This window comes from Halomonas sp. (assembly GCF_052095695.1).
Lineage (GTDB): Bacteria > Pseudomonadota > Gammaproteobacteria > Pseudomonadales > Halomonadaceae > Vreelandella.
In genome coordinates, this window is the sequence record NZ_JBQDLQ010000016.1 from 16,180 (window position 1) to 30,534 (window position 14,355).

Consider the following 14,355-nt stretch of genomic DNA (forward strand, 5'->3'; position numbering starts at 1 on the left):
AGCCCTACACCATGTCCAGTTCCGGGAGGCTACTCACGATCTTCTGGGTCTCCAGGCTCACCGTGACAACCCGCTGAAACAGCTCCAGGGGATACTTGGCATTGCCCATGGTCTCGATGGCCCAGTCGTTGGCGTCATTAACGATTCCGCTAGCCTTGTGGGTAGTTACCGCTTGACGATCCATTACCCAGTCCAGTGCGGCCTTACCGTTCACAACGTAATCCCATGCTTCGTCTGGGATGCTGGTCATGGTGATCTTGCCGTTATAGATGACGGTGCTGCGATCGTTGATGTTTTTGCCGGTTTCCTCACAGCGCTTCTTGCCAAACTTCATCTCGGTGACGCGGTAATCCTCATCAACCAAGCTGCCCTTGGCCTGAATGGTCACCGGGTATTTGTCCACAGTTTCATAATTCAGGTGCAGCGCGGCAAGGTCACGGCCAGCCTTTGAGAAAGCCCAGAAATCGGCTGCTTTTTTAACCTTCGGTATGCGTGGCAGTTCTTTGCACAAATTGTCGGCAAAGCGGGTGCGGTAGTCCTCGCTGTGCAGAATGCCGTAGACGTAGTAGAACAGGTCCTCTTTGGTGATCTGTTCACTAGGGTAAGCCTCTTGGAAGTGGGCAAGTCCTTCATCAGTGATGGCATCGCGACGCTTTAGGCCCTGATCAGCACTGTTCTGTTCAGAGCCTGCAAACAGATCACCGTTCCCCACCTGTTTCTGCGCTTGCTCATCGTAGAGGTAGAGCGGAAAGCATTGGCTCTTTTCTAATGTGTCATATGTTGGAATCGACGAGGATATAAGGGTCGAAAAACCGCTTCTAGCGCCTATGCCGGAGACACAAATTACTAGGTTGTCAGAAGAAATATCGGGGAAAATGCGAGGGATCTGAAGCACCCGTTCGTTAAATGTACGGTTAAAATATAACCACTGCTTGGTGAACGGCCGGTAAAGGCTAGGCATCAAACATTTCTGCTCGAACGAGAAGCTGCGATTCCTAGCGAGATTCTCCTTCAGATTCACTGTCCAGCTAATGCGCGCTGGGTCAGTGTTGATAAAGTTGCTTAGGACTCCCTCTCGTGACTTTTTATCGAGACTATCGTGTACTTGGTTAAAACGCTTAAGCTCTGAATTGTAAAATGCAATCATGCTTGTCATGTTGCTGGCTACTGCTGATTTAGACGCACTGTAACACCATGCATCCCTTGCCGTCATAATTCCGCCGGAGTAGTTATCAAAAATTTTTGTTTCAGACCCTTTCTTGTCACCGATAGTAATAAATTTAGAGAAATTATCATCGCGCTGACCGATCCAGTCTCCGTGTTGGTCAGGGTTTATGGATAGCCAGCCATCATTTTTAGAAATTCCTGAAACTCCGACGAGATTTCGAATTAAATCTAATTTCTCAGCTCTTGTTAAGTCATCCCCTATGTCATGGTAATAAACACGGCCATGTAGTTTTGCCTCGGGATTTTTTACGAACAAAGTAATAGCGATACCCGTCATACTGCTACTTTCAAAAATATTCTGACCCTCACGCGCGCGGCCTTTACTTAGCATATTTTTGCGAATGTCTCCCCGTAAGTTAAAGACATGAATATTACTGAACTCCTCTACCAAGCTTTTCCGTACTCCACTCATCACTGGCTTTTCTATGAAGCTAGAACCTGAAACATAACCAATCACTCCAGCATCTCCGATGCGATCAGATGCCCATCGAATAGCTCGAATATAACTGTCATACAGGGAATTCTTGAGGCTGGCATTTGATTTTTTTGCGTAGGTTTTCTCAATCCGCTCATCCAGCTTGGGGTAGCGGACGTTGGCGTTGTTATCGTTGGCACTGGCCTGACCCGCTGAATACGGTGGGTTGCCCATGATGACGCGAATATCCAATTCTTTCTGACGCTTACGTCGAGAACTGTTTTCAACCAATAGCGCGTCAACCATGTCCTCACTTTCGTACATCTGGAATGTATCGGTGAGGCAAATGCCGGTGAACGGCTCGTAGGGAACCTCAAAAATCTGATCGCTTTCCTCTAGGCCGGTCACGTTGTCATTCATGATGCCGTGGTAGGTGGCCTCGATATTGATAGCCGCAATGTAATAGGCCAGCAACACTAGCTCGTTGGCGTGAATCTCATGCTTGTATTTGTGCTCAAGCCTATTTCTGGGAATGATGCCGCTTTGTAGCAGCCGTACCGGGACCAGACGACCCTATAAGTTTGGTTGTCGTCCAGCGCTTTCTCCGGCTCTACACCGGCTGGGATAACCACTGGCAAAATAACGTAGCCTTGTTTCTTGCCAGGCGACAGACGCATGACCCGTCCAACGGACTGCACTACATCGACCTGGGAGCTACGGGGTGTCAAGAACAGCACGGCATCGAGGGAAGGCACATCAACACCCTCGGAGAGGCAGCGCACGTTAGACAGGATGCGACAGGTGTTTTCGGGTGCTTCTGCTTTAAGCCATTCCAGCTTTGAGCCCTTTTCGCTGGCATTCATCGAGCCATCAACATGCTGAACCTCACAGTTGAGCAGCAGAGCTGGATCAATTTCAGCGTCTGGGTTGCCCTCTAAAAGCTGCGCGACCTCCATGCGTTGATACTCAGCCACCACCTCGCCAAACATATCGGAGATCAGCTTTGAGCTGACTTTATGTTTTTTGCCTTTGTAGTCTTTTTCGATAACCTGACAGAAAGCAACGGCGCGTTGCATGGGGCTTTCATCACCCGAGAGCGTCATCCCTTGTTTGGCGAGTGCTTTCCAGCAGCCAATGATCTTGGCAGCATCGTCTACCTTCAGTTCGTTGCCTTCGCCCTTGAGTATGGTTTGCAGGCGGCGATTGATATGGCTTTCTTCTACAGCCAGCACGATCACCTTGTAATCGACCAGCAGGCCACGAGAGACGGCTTCCGAGAAATTGATGACGAACAGTTCACGACCAAAGAGCGTTTCGTTATCCATTGAGAACAGAACAACACCCTCAGTCTGCTTGGCGGCTTCCCCGTAAATGCGTGGGGTGGCTGTCATGTAGAGCCGTTTATGTGCCTGGATGTAGTCGTTGTCGTGAACCCGCACAAAAGCGGACTCATCATCGCCATCAAACACTGCACCAGTAGTACGGTGCGCCTCATCGCAAATGACCAGATCAAAAGCAGGAAGCCCAAAGTGCTTCTGCGCTTCATTGATCACGGCAATTGAATGGTAGGTCGCAAAAACAACACTCATGTGTGTGTCGCAATGACGTGCGACTAATGCCATGGCCAGACTTTTAGCGTTGGTCGTTGCCGGATACTGAAGATCGCTGACGGTCGCCTGAATCCGGTCATCTTCAGCGTTGCGGGTTTTTCCTACATCTCTATCAGAGCACACGGCATAGCTGTGCAGCGGCGTTTCGCTTTCTTGCGTCCACTCGGTCAAGGTCTGACTCAAAAGCGCAAGACTGGGCACCAGGAACAGTACCTGCTTACCCTTGCCCGCCATTTCTTCGGCAATCTTCAAGGAAGTGAATGTTTTCCCAGTACCGCAGGCCATGATGAGCTTGCCGCGATCCGCAGCCTGCAAACCGGCTTTGGTGGCTTTCAGAGCGTTTTCTTGGTGCTCGCGTAATGTTTTCTTTGGACGCAAAACAGGGGCTTTCTGGACTTGGAACTGCGACCAGTCGATCAGACTGTTTTCCAGATCGGCCAGCGTGATTGTGCTGACAGGTGGGTGCTGGCCCTCTAAGGCATCGCTGGCATTCTGTGTCCAGTTGTTGGCAGTGGTGATGATGATCCGGTTAGAGAATATCGTTTTACCCGAAGCGGTAAAAAAACTGTCAATGTCAGCCTTGGTGATCTTGTAGTCCGCTGCATAGTTCTTGCACTGGATTGCGTGTATTTCATCCTGATGAGTCACACCTACTAGGTCGATACCAGTGTCTTTTTTGGTTAGGCCGTTCTGCTCTGCCCAGTCACCATACGTCATGACCTCTCGGTACAGGTCACGGTAGTAGGGCTCGTTGCGCAGATACACCAATGACAGGTGCTCGAAGTCAGTGCCTTTGTCACGTTCGGACAATGCTTTCTCGCGGAAGCTGGCAAGGATCTGGGATAAAACTGATGGCATCGTGCGTTCCTTATTTATCGTGCTTCTAGGCAATCACAGAGCCTGACGCTACGCTCCAGATCCGTCCTGAAATCCAATACTGATGGGTGCGGGGTTAGCTAGAACATGAGGAGGCTACACACTCAGTTCCGGTTTGTAGAAAGGATTGTACGATGTCATAATTACACATGCAATTCCGTTTTATAGGCTTTATATTACGCTAGACTGAAAAGGGATTTACACACTCAGTTCCGGATACTCAGTAATTAAAACAATAGGAGAAGCTATGTTGTGGCCTATCGTGGGAGGTAGTCTTCTTATGATTGCCGGTCTTGTATTAACAGTTTCTGTACATATGATCTGTCGCAGCAGGGCCTCACTAGGAGGTAAACAGGCAGGTAATCAATGCCAGATAGCTACATCCACACCATCCATTCACTGTGGCAGCAGTTCATCTGCTTCAGGAGGCGGTAGTGATGGAAGTTGCTAAACAGGTAGGGGCACATTTTGGCGAGCCATAGAGATGCAAAGCCAGAATGACGTTATCAAGGGTATTTTGGTCTGAATTACCAACGTGGCTGAGTAAAGCTCCCAAGTGGGTATTTTCGACAAGTAGAGCTACGTCTCGTGTATCTAGGAAAAGTGGTTCGCCAGTGCTGTAATGCTCAGCAATTTTAATCAGTGCGTCGTGAAGGCGCTGTTTCTTCGTCTCGTCTTCAAGGTAGTTATCACGTACGCCCGAAAGTCCTAACAGTTCCTCAATGCTGACATTCAAGGCTATTGATAATTTGGCTAACCGATCATGCCCTATTTGCTTGATTTGTCCACTCTCCCAGTATCCGACGGAAACATCACTGACACCGATTTCTTTTGCTAAAGCGGCTTTGTTAAGCCCAGTTTTCTCTCGATAGTATTGAATACGCTTCCCAATATCCGTTTCCATTTGGCTTTTGTAATCCCTATCGCTAACTGTCTCAGTCATTGTGTGATCTCCTGGTCAATTTTCTGTGACTATTCTTAGTAGAACTTTTCGCTAGGTCATTGATTAAGTGTGAGCTTTGAACTCTAGATTTAATGATACTTGACATGCTGCGTGTGCTAGCTAGCATAGGAAGAGCTAGTGCTGCCGATGACAGCCCGGTGGTCTCGACCGGCTCCAACTGAGATGCCCGAGGTTACTGCACACCTCTCCCAGTGCAGACGGTTGATCCTCGAATGGATCACTTAAGCCTGCCAAGCATCCTGTAAGCAGGCCCCGTTTCTAGCGGTAGGATGCAGCCTTCACCTCGACTTAAAGTCTTCTATACCTCCCATGGGAATAACCTTCCCATATGGGATTGGTGTTTCTCATGGATTTGTTCGTCTAATCCCTAAGGAGAAATACCTATGACTACTCAAAACGATACCAACAGCTTCTTCGACCTGCATATCACAGGCTTGGGATATCTGAATAGAATCCGCGAAGTAACCCCAAAGCGGGGTGATACTTTTTTGGCTTGTGATATTTCGGCTCTTAATGGGGCTGCAGACGATGTGTCATATACTCGGTTTGATTGCCGTGTTAGTGGCCGAGAAGCTGAATCTCTTGTCCGTCGTTGCCAGCAGGCTTCTGATATGGGCAAGAAAGTCTTAATCGGATTCAAGCTGGGTGACCTCTGGACTGATACGTTTGTATATCGGTCTGGGAAGCGTCAAGGAGAGACAGGCGTCAGCCTGAAGGCTCGATTACTGTTCATTAGCTGGATCAAGATCGACGGCAATATGGTGCATCAAGCGCCGCGCCGCGACGGTGATAACCAAGGTCAATCAGAGCAACCGGCTAACAGTGGCTATGTTGGTGGTGATGCTGGTTCGTTTGAAGCAATGAAGATGCACTAATTTTCATATTCACACCACCCTATCGGGGAGACATCTCTCCGAAGGGGAGGTGCTTCTCGACTCGCTATATCCATAGTAAGGAGGTATGCGAGTCGAAATGGAACAAATGCTGTACGACACATCATTTCTGCCCGCTAGCATAAGAATTGCTCGCACTGTCGTTGACAGTCCGGTGTGTCTCCACCGGCCCCAATAGAGGCTCCCCCTAAGTTCCCCCCGCCTCATGTGAGGGAACGCCACTCACGTGGTTTGAGGCAATCTATATCTGTAATTGGCCTTTTGGCCTACCTATCTACCATGGGAAAACACTTTCCCATGGGGATGGTGTTTCCCATGGATTCGTTATTCCTATCCATTACGGAGAAACACCATGCTGCAATTGCAATCCATCGATCTATCCGCAGTAGCTATTAACTCAGGGTTCACTGGCCCGGTTCATGTAAGTCTCAGTTTAATAGGGGATAGCATGTACTGTACTGAAACGACGCTGAACACGTTTGGCATATTAGCAGTGGAGCGGTTATCGCTGATGCTTCAAGACATTGCATCTCAGCTTACGAAGTTCCCAGCAGGTACTCAAACGGCGCGACTTACCCATTTCAGAATCCCACCCAGTGGTAGTTCAGAAGAGGCGTTAGGTCTTGATATAAAGGCAATCGTTACTAGTGGCGAAGAAGGAAAGTACCTTCTTCTGGCTAAAGCTGATGAACTAGAGCTCAGCGAGCTAATCGCCGCGTAAACCAAACTGTCCACCTATCCACCCCAGACCGGGATCACACTCCCGGTGGGTGTGGTCTTGGTCATACAAGAGGCTCTTGTCATGACTACTTCTTTTTCCCACCTCATTTCTTCACAGGTAATACGGCAACCTTTGTTCGTTCAGGATACTACTGGCACTTACCACGTTGCCGATGATAACTATGTTGTTGAGGCCGCGCGTATTGTATTGGAAGGACAATTTCGTCCAGGACTCGCTCTCACTAACTCATCTATTACAAAAGAGTATTTACAGCTGAAATTAGCCTCTCTTGAGCACGAGGTATTCGCAACGATCTGGCTCGATAGCCAGCATCGTGTGATTGCTTATGAGGAGCTTTTTCGTGGAACGATTGACTCTGCCGTGGTGCACTCCCGTGAAGTTGTGAAAGCGGCACTTCAACACAATGCTGCGGCTGTAATCTTCGTTCATAACCATCCCAGCGGTACGAGTTCTCCAAGTGATGCCGATAAAAAGATCACAAAGAAGCTCGTGGATGCTTTGGGTTTAATCGACCTTCGTGTAATCGACCACATGATTGTCGCTGGATCTGATGTGCTTTCCTTCGCTGAGAAAGGACTGGTTTAACTCTTTTCGACTCGCTCATTCGAGCGAGCCTTATTCTTTTATTGGTTTCTGGAGCAATTCCATGATCAAGATTCCTGGCCGCTTATTGGTCAAGACTATCCATGGCCGTCACGGCCCCTTCAACGTGGGACGCCTGGCGACTTCCATCGGGGAGTTCGTCATCAAGGATCCCCAACTGGAGCAATTTAGTGAGGGCCAATTCTCGGGAGAGTTTTTGGTTCTTGAGATTCGGCCGGCTAGCTATTTTGCAGGTGGGCGATTGGTAGTCGAAGTACGTGCCAGAGTTGGCGAGATGTTGCTCTCCGATAACGGTGTGCTCGTGTCGCAATCTGATAAGCCACACTTCGATTCGTCGGAAATAGACCCGCTTGAAGAAGAGGCATCCTCTCATCAAGTTCCTGAAACAGCACCTCAAAACGTACCGCCGGTACAAAATGAAACGAATAACCCGGATATGAAACTCTTCGGTCTGCTCTGGCCATTAGGCAATACTGTCAAGCTCGATCCAACTATTGAGCGTGCAATATTTAGGAGCCAAGTTAGCCGACTGAAAGATATGGGTTACCAGTTCCAAAGTAAAACCCAAACGTGGTTCAAATAGCCACGCTATCTACAGCTACCCGATTAAGGTAGTAATTAACCCCCATGGGGCGCATCGACGCCCTTGGTGCTCGGTCGCTCCATCAATCTCTCAACACTGATCGATGGAGACAGTGATGGCCGACCTATTCGCTATCGGGGAATACCCCGATTTATATGCAGATGCGTGCTGTGTCAGCAGTGACGGCGATTGCTTGTTCCTCTCTCTTTGGGGGAGGGACACAGCTATCCAGGAGCTTCTGGCAAGGCTTACGCTACCTCCAGCCCAGAACGGCTTGGATGGACTTCACATTATGGATGGTGGGGCCCAGCACAGTGTTCGCTTCCGCAACATGGATAACTACGAAAAACGCACGACTCGGGTCTTTCAAAAGACCCGCTTCGGTAGCTTGGTGCAGGTTTGGCTGTTTGACCAGCGCTGCGTTAGCCCTGATCGGGCCAATCTTGAGGCTGTCATGCTCATTGAGCACGAGGCTTCAGAGGTGACTGAAAACCGATTGTGGCAGCGGATTAATGACTTGTGTCCTTTACCGCTCCTCGATCACTGGCAAGAACAGGTTATGGCATGGCTGCATCAGCAGAATGCCATTGTTCCTGCTCAAAATTCGCTGGGACGGCTCAACGCTTGGGAAATCAAGCTGGATCAGAACGCAATGGCTACGCGCATTAGCGAAATGATCCGAACCGGACTTCTCACCACCGAGTCTTGAACTCACTTCCCTATGGCGCGGCTTGTCCGCGCCTTCTTATCCCTACCCAAATTTTATTCAGGAGGTGCCTCATGGCACTCATGTTCCCGCGCCTGGCGCACAACTATGCAAAGAACGGCTACTACCCGACAGATGCAAATTCAACTGAACGGGTTTTAAAAGCTCTGCAGCCATCGATTGGTGAAATGCGAATATTTGACCCCTGTGCAGGTGAGGGGGCAGCGATCGCAGAAGTAGCACACTATCTGGGCCGAGAATACGTCCATGCCTATGGTGTTGAGTATGACCCGGAGCGGGCGACCACAATGGCATCCTTAGTGGATACATCGCTACAGGGTGACTTGATGGACACCGTTGTTTCACAGAGAACCATGGGGCTTCTTTGGCTCAATCCCCCGTATGGTGATCTTGTCACCGACAGTTCTCAAAACGTGCATTACGAGGGTAAAGGTCGACAGCGGCTTGAAAAGCTTTTCTACCAGCGCACGATCAATACTCTTCAGTACGGGGGTGTATTGGTATTGATTATCCCGGTCTACTCACTCGACAAGGAGTTATCGGGATGGTTAGCCAATCACTTCAACAACCTGAGAGTATTTCGGGCGGCCGTTGATGATTTTCAGCAAGTAGTGATTCTTGGAAATAGAGCCCGTCGCTACGAGGTGGAAGGCAAGGCGGAGGCTAAGCGACACCGTAATCAGCTGCTTAGCGTTGGTATGAAAGAAAAGACCCTTAGTGTTCTACCCGAAGAATGGCCTTTCGATCCCTACGTGGTTCCTTCTGCGAAGGGTGAGATGGGGCACTTCTACCGAGTATCTGTTGAACCCAGGCAGCTTGAAGAAGAGGTTACTCAGCTTTGGGGGCTTTGGTCTGACGTCGGTGCCATTTTTGGCAGAACAGGTCTCAAAACACGACCTCCTGTCAGACGTTTATCGAACTGGCATTTGGCGCTTTCGTTAGCTGCCGGTGCCATCACTGGCGTAGTCACATCACCTGGTGGGCGTTGCCTGGTAGTTAAAGGCAATACTCACAAGGACAAGATATCTAAAACCGAATTCACTGAGAATGAAGATGGTTCAGTGAAAGAAACCCGGGTTCTCACGGATCGATTTGTACCCGTCATCCGGGCGTGGGAAATGACAGCAGGGTCTGCACAGCTGGGTCAACTGCTAACTATAACGTCTGTACCACAAGCCAATGATAACGATGCTAATGCTTCGGAAAGCGGTGAGGTTGATGAAGCGCAAGCTGAATCGGCTCCCTCACGACAGGCGGCGGCATCAAACGCAGCGACGATCCCCAGATTCGATCTTGGTCGAATTGTGATGACTCAGGCAGTGAACGATTTGGTTGCTGACGGGGTATTCAACCCCTTAACGCTTCTCAAACGTCACGTATTTGGTGATTGGGGAGACGTAACAGGAGGCGATGCACAGAGAAACGAGCAGAGCCTCCAAGACGGTGATCGCTTGATGTCCGTTTACAACGTGAGCTCAACGCTCACCATTTGGATTATTACAGAGGCAGACCGCAGCGCGACAACGCTGCTACTGCCAGAAGACTATTAACTAAGGGCGAAATTCGCTCTATCCCACCCCCAGACGGGCTGTACCTAACCCGTCTGGGGAGGTGCATGCCCGTCATTTCTTGATACTCATAGGAGAGACGATCATGTACCCAATGACCAAATCACCGGCGTTGGCCGGCACTGTAAGCGAAAATCTTCCAGGGGCATTCGATGCTAATAGCTTCGGGCCTACGGTAGATCTGAATGACTTCATTGAAGAGTTTGGGGATGGACTGCTTGAGTCACTGAGCCGATCTCACCCGCCCGTCTATGACGGAGCGGGTAACACAGAGCGACAAGCCATCATGGATGACCTGGCACGCAAACCGTTTACTGCCCAAGCAGAAGTGGTACAGGCGATCGCAGCGTTAATGCTCGACCGCAATGAACCTGCTGGCATCATTAATGCTGAGATGGGAGCGGGTAAAACTATGATAGCCATTGCCATGGCTGCTGTATGCCATGCGGAAGGCTATCGCCGCTTTAAAGTAATCGCACCACCCCACTTGGTTTATAAGTGGCGGCGCGAGATATTGGAGACCATTCCTAATGCACGAGTATGGGTGCTCAATGGCCCGGATACGCTAGCAAAGCTACTGAAGCTTCGTTCTGCTCTTGGCACGCCTGATGATGGGCGTCCCGAGTTTTTCATTCTCGGCCGAGTAAGGATGCGAATGGGGTTCCACTGGCGACCAGTAGCAGCTAAATGTGTCCGTGGTGGAGAGTTGGCCTCATGTCCTGACTGTGGTGGCTCGATACTCGATAGCGATGGCGAACACGTCAGCATGGTGCAGTTCTTGCGTGAGGAGCGGCGACAAAAATGCCAGCATTGTGGTAACGCATTATGGACGCTTATGCGTCCTCAACGGGCTACCGGCAATGTACAGCGCGATATGGTGTTGAAAGCTCTGCGTAAACTGCCAACGATCGGCAAAGTCACATCTGAACGACTCGTCGGTCAATTCGGCGAAGAGTTCCTTGCTTCCATGCTTGGTGACAACATCCATGAGTTCTTAAACTTGATGGATGAAAACGGTGACCTAGTGTTCTCCGATCGACAAGCAACGCGGATGGAACGGATCATGGCCACGATGGAATTTGGCTTTGGAGAAGGTGGCTACCAGGCTACTGAGTTCGTTAAGCGTTATCTACCTGATCAGACATTTGATCTGCTTATTGTAGACGAAGGTCATGAGTACAAAAATGCGGGGTCTGCCCAGGGGCAAGCAATGGGAGTCCTAGCAGCTAAGGCGCGAAAGACACTGTTGCTCACGGGCACTCTGATGGGGGGATATGCCGATGATCTCTTCTATCTGCTGTTCAGAATTCTGACGTCCAGAATGATTGAAGATGGCTATAGCCCTAATGACAGGGGGTCGATGGGGCCTGCGGCCATGTCGTTCCTGCGTGACCATGGGGTGTTGAAAGACATTTACACCGAGCGCGACGGTGATTCGCACAAAACAGCGAAAGGCAAAAAGCTGTCAGTGCGCACCGTAAAAGCCCCAGGCTTCGGCCCCAAGGGGATCATGCGTTATGTGCTGCCTTTCACCGTCTTCCTCAAACTCAAAGATATCGGGGGCAACGTACTGCCGCCCTACGATGAAGAGTTCATAGAGGTACCGATGGATGAAGGGCAGTCTTTCGCCTATCAGCGACTAGAAGCCCAGTTGGCCGCCGAGCTAAAGCAAGCATTAGCTCGGAGGGACACGACTCTACTAGGCGTTGTGCTTAACGCGCTCCTTGCATGGCCTGATTGCAGTTTCCGACAGGAAACAGTTAAGCACCCACGCAATGGCAACCTGTTAGCGCTCGTTAAAACGATCTTTAGCGAGCAAGAGCTCATGCCCAAGGAACGGGAGCTCATTGAGATCTGTAAGCGAGAGAAAGCTGAAGGACGCAAAGTGTTGGTCTATACGTCCTACACAGGCAAACGCGACACCAGCAGCCGCCTGAAACGTGTTCTTGAGCAAGCCGGTTTTAAAACTGCGGTACTTCGTTCCAGCGTAGAGACCACAAGGAGAGAGGATTGGATTGCAGAGCAAGTTGATCGTGGGGTCGACGTGGTCATAGCCAATCCTGAGCTAGTGAAAACAGGATTGGATCTGCTGGATTTTCCAACCATCGTCTTTATGCAGACCGGCTGGAACGTTTATACGCTGTTACAGGCGGCTAGGCGCTCCTGGCGAATCGGTCAGAAAATGCCGGTACGTGTGTTGTACTTGGGTTATGCCCAAACATCACAAATCAAGTGCCTGGCACTAATGGCAAGGAAGATAGCAGTAGCTCAAAGCACGTCGGGAGACGTTCCAGAGTCCGGTCTTGATATCCTAAATACGGATGGTGATTCCGTAGAGATGGAATTAGCCAGGCAACTGGTCGCTTGAATTCAACCCCTCTTCGGAGGGGTTTTTGTTGTGTTACTTAGGGTGTATCCCATCCGCCACGAGTTGTGATAGCTGATGAGTGTAGCGATAATGTGCTGACAATCACTCAATTCGCAACGTGGTCTTATCGCTAACCCTATTCGCTACAGGTGCATCGATGTTTATACGTGCCTATCTTCGTGCGAGTACCTCTGAGCAGGATTCTCAGCGAGCTCGTCAGCAGCTGATAGATTTTTCAGTTCAGCACAGTGTTCCCATCGCAAGCTGGTATGCAGAAAATGCTTCAGGTGCATCCTCTCAGAGATCGGAATTGCAGAGACTCTTGAATGATGCCCATCCTGGTGATGTCTTGCTGGTTGAGGCCATAGATCGGCTTTCTCGTCTGAACCGGGACGATTGGCGTCTATTGCGTGGAGAGCTGGATGCGAAGGGGCTACGGGTCGTCGCGCTCGACCTACCAACAAGCCACCTTGCTCTCTCGACTAATGCCTCGGATGAATTTACAGGGCGTGTACTTGATGCAGTCAACGGTATGATGCTTGATACTCTGGCAGCGGTGGCACGAAAAGACTATGAGGATCGTCGTTTCCGTCAAAAGCAGGGCATTAGTAAAGCAAGGGCTGAAGGAAAATATTCAGGGCGAAAGAAAAACACTAAACTTCGCCAGCAGATCGAATTATTGCTTAATTCTAACCATAGTGATGGCAGTGGCTACTCTGTTAGGGGGGTGGCTAACATTTTGGGTTGTAGTACTAATACCGTGATGTCTGTTAAGAAGCATGGTGTCTGAGTAGAATGCCTCATATCCTTTTCATGTAACTGGGGTTCTTGAAGCGTTCAGGGTAGCTCGTTGCCGTAAAGTTATGAGTCGGCTAATTGTAGATGGATGTCCGTTGATAGTTTGTCAAATTACAAATCACCATTAATCAATAGCTAAATTGATGTATGCCGCGCAAATAAAATGTCCTATTTCCCAAGGTATTTAGATAGTCTTATATGCGTTCCCCTCTTTAGAGAATGCGTGTCATTTTCAATAATTGAATTGATGCGCCATTTCATAAGTAGCGGCGACGGGCTGGTCATCCCAATCAGCGAAATCCAGGGTATCGAGTCTCTGGAGGCGGTCAAAAAGCTCTGTGCGGGCGCTCCGGCCCGCCTGGGTGACATTGTACGGAGAATCATTTGATGGCGATGACGGGAGCGGAATATGACGCCCTGGTGAAGCTGATGCGTGGTAGCCCCGAGAGTGCGGCCAACCGTGCAGCAAGGGGAGTTCTGGTGGAAGGGATGTCTCAAACCGACGCCAGGCGGGAGACGGGCGCCACGCGCTCAACGGTGAGTGATGCGGTGGCCAGGTACGAGGAAGCCGACCGTCTGATCCGAGTTGCGTACAGGGTGAAGCGGAGTGGGGAATTGGAACTTGAGCGTACGCCTCTAGAGGCGTACCATGACCTCGTCAAGACAACCCTTGAGGAAAAAAGAGTTATGAGCTACGCACAGATTTCGCCAGCGACGAATTGGTACTTTAGGCACGAGAATTCGCCACACGACGAGCGCCCCTGCACCGTTTACCAAGTCGCTGCTTGGGCGCTAACAGAAGAAGGAGAGGTGGTAGGGTTAGTAACGGTGAGAGACCCCGAAACCAAGCGAGCAAAGCTAGTTACACCTCCGCCTTTACCAGGCGACTATTTGCACCAGGATCAATTGTCAGCTGAGGAGAGCGAGTACGCAAAGCTAAGATAGCCTGCTAAGGCTCCAGCCCTGGGTCACCGGGGCCTG

12 protein-coding genes are annotated in these 14,355 nt (G+C 50.1%); 9 read left to right on the plus strand and 3 right to left on the minus strand.

Features of this window, described 5'->3' with window-relative positions; all coding sequences use genetic code 11:
• Positions 1-4: 4 nt before the first annotated feature.
• The 3 genes from ACTH5D_RS05050 to ACTH5D_RS05060 form a co-directional block, all read right to left on the minus strand.
• Positions 5-2,116 (minus strand): type ISP restriction/modification enzyme, encoded by a 2,112-nt coding sequence (locus tag ACTH5D_RS05050; RefSeq protein ID WP_441668974.1) that lies wholly within the window; start codon positions 2,114-2,116, stop codon positions 5-7.
• Between the two features lie 2 nt (positions 2,117-2,118).
• A complete protein-coding gene (locus ACTH5D_RS05055) occupies positions 2,119-4,110 on the minus strand; it encodes a restriction endonuclease (protein ID WP_441668976.1) in 1,992 nt (663 codons plus the stop codon).
• 439 nt (positions 4,111-4,549) lie between these two features.
• Positions 4,550-5,071, minus strand: a complete 522-nt coding sequence (locus ACTH5D_RS05060; protein WP_441668978.1) for a helix-turn-helix domain-containing protein — start codon at positions 5,069-5,071, stop codon at positions 4,550-4,552.
• Positions 5,072-5,475: 404 nt separating this feature from the next.
• Here ACTH5D_RS05060 and ACTH5D_RS05065 point away from each other — a divergent pair, with 404 nt between their 5' ends.
• The 9 genes from ACTH5D_RS05065 to ACTH5D_RS05105 all read left to right on the plus strand — a co-directional run bounded on the left by ACTH5D_RS05065 (position 5,476) and on the right by ACTH5D_RS05105 (position 14,319).
• Positions 5,476-5,967 carry an STY4534 family ICE replication protein gene (locus ACTH5D_RS05065; protein ID WP_441668980.1) on the plus strand — a complete coding sequence of 164 codons (492 nt, stop codon included), beginning with the start codon at positions 5,476-5,478 and terminating at the stop codon, positions 5,965-5,967.
• 370 nt (positions 5,968-6,337) lie between these two features.
• Positions 6,338-6,706: a hypothetical protein gene (locus ACTH5D_RS05070; RefSeq protein ID WP_441668982.1), complete on the plus strand. Its 369-nt coding sequence runs from the start codon at positions 6,338-6,340 to the stop codon at positions 6,704-6,706.
• 81 nt (positions 6,707-6,787) lie between these two features.
• Positions 6,788-7,312 carry a JAB domain-containing protein gene (locus ACTH5D_RS05075; protein ID WP_441668984.1) on the plus strand — a complete coding sequence of 175 codons (525 nt, stop codon included), beginning with the start codon at positions 6,788-6,790 and terminating at the stop codon, positions 7,310-7,312.
• 61 nt (positions 7,313-7,373) lie between these two features.
• Positions 7,374-7,913, plus strand: a complete 540-nt coding sequence (locus ACTH5D_RS05080; protein WP_441668986.1) for a DUF3275 family protein — start codon at positions 7,374-7,376, stop codon at positions 7,911-7,913.
• Between the two features lie 115 nt (positions 7,914-8,028).
• Entirely contained in the window at positions 8,029-8,622 is a 594-nt protein-coding gene (locus tag ACTH5D_RS05085; RefSeq protein WP_441668988.1) for a hypothetical protein, read from the plus strand.
• Between the two features lie 71 nt (positions 8,623-8,693).
• Positions 8,694-10,190, plus strand: coding sequence for a DUF6094 domain-containing protein (locus ACTH5D_RS05090; RefSeq protein ID WP_441668990.1), 1,497 nt, complete (start codon positions 8,694-8,696; stop codon positions 10,188-10,190).
• A gap of 103 nt (positions 10,191-10,293) precedes the next feature.
• On the plus strand, positions 10,294-12,576 hold the full coding sequence (locus ACTH5D_RS05095) for a DEAD/DEAH box helicase family protein (RefSeq protein ID WP_441668992.1): 2,283 nt from the start codon (positions 10,294-10,296) through the stop codon (positions 12,574-12,576).
• Positions 12,577-12,733: 157 nt separating this feature from the next.
• Entirely contained in the window at positions 12,734-13,366 is a 633-nt protein-coding gene (locus ACTH5D_RS05100) for a recombinase family protein (RefSeq protein WP_441668994.1), read from the plus strand.
• A gap of 395 nt (positions 13,367-13,761) precedes the next feature.
• Positions 13,762-14,319, plus strand: coding sequence for a hypothetical protein (locus tag ACTH5D_RS05105; RefSeq protein ID WP_441668996.1), 558 nt, complete (start codon positions 13,762-13,764; stop codon positions 14,317-14,319).
• Positions 14,320-14,355 lie beyond the last annotated feature (36 nt).

Excerpts from the sequence above, each read along its gene's own strand:
- ACTH5D_RS05055 (WP_441668976.1), bottom strand. The coding sequence starts at position 4,110 with ATGCCATCAGTTTTATCCCAGATCCTTGCCAGCTTCCGCGAGAAAGCA.
- ACTH5D_RS05060 (WP_441668978.1), bottom strand. The coding sequence starts at position 5,071 with ATGACTGAGACAGTTAGCGATAGGGATTACAAAAGCCAAATGGAAACG.
- ACTH5D_RS05065 (WP_441668980.1), top strand. The coding sequence starts at position 5,476 with ATGACTACTCAAAACGATACCAACAGCTTCTTCGACCTGCATATCACA.
- ACTH5D_RS05070 (WP_441668982.1), top strand. The coding sequence starts at position 6,338 with ATGCTGCAATTGCAATCCATCGATCTATCCGCAGTAGCTATTAACTCA.
- ACTH5D_RS05075 (WP_441668984.1), top strand. The coding sequence starts at position 6,788 with ATGACTACTTCTTTTTCCCACCTCATTTCTTCACAGGTAATACGGCAA.
- ACTH5D_RS05080 (WP_441668986.1), top strand. The coding sequence starts at position 7,374 with ATGATCAAGATTCCTGGCCGCTTATTGGTCAAGACTATCCATGGCCGT.
- ACTH5D_RS05085 (WP_441668988.1), top strand. The coding sequence starts at position 8,029 with ATGGCCGACCTATTCGCTATCGGGGAATACCCCGATTTATATGCAGAT.
- ACTH5D_RS05090 (WP_441668990.1), top strand. The coding sequence starts at position 8,694 with ATGGCACTCATGTTCCCGCGCCTGGCGCACAACTATGCAAAGAACGGC.
- ACTH5D_RS05095 (WP_441668992.1), top strand. The coding sequence starts at position 10,294 with ATGTACCCAATGACCAAATCACCGGCGTTGGCCGGCACTGTAAGCGAA.
- ACTH5D_RS05100 (WP_441668994.1), top strand. The coding sequence starts at position 12,734 with ATGTTTATACGTGCCTATCTTCGTGCGAGTACCTCTGAGCAGGATTCT.
- ACTH5D_RS05105 (WP_441668996.1), top strand. The coding sequence starts at position 13,762 with ATGGCGATGACGGGAGCGGAATATGACGCCCTGGTGAAGCTGATGCGT.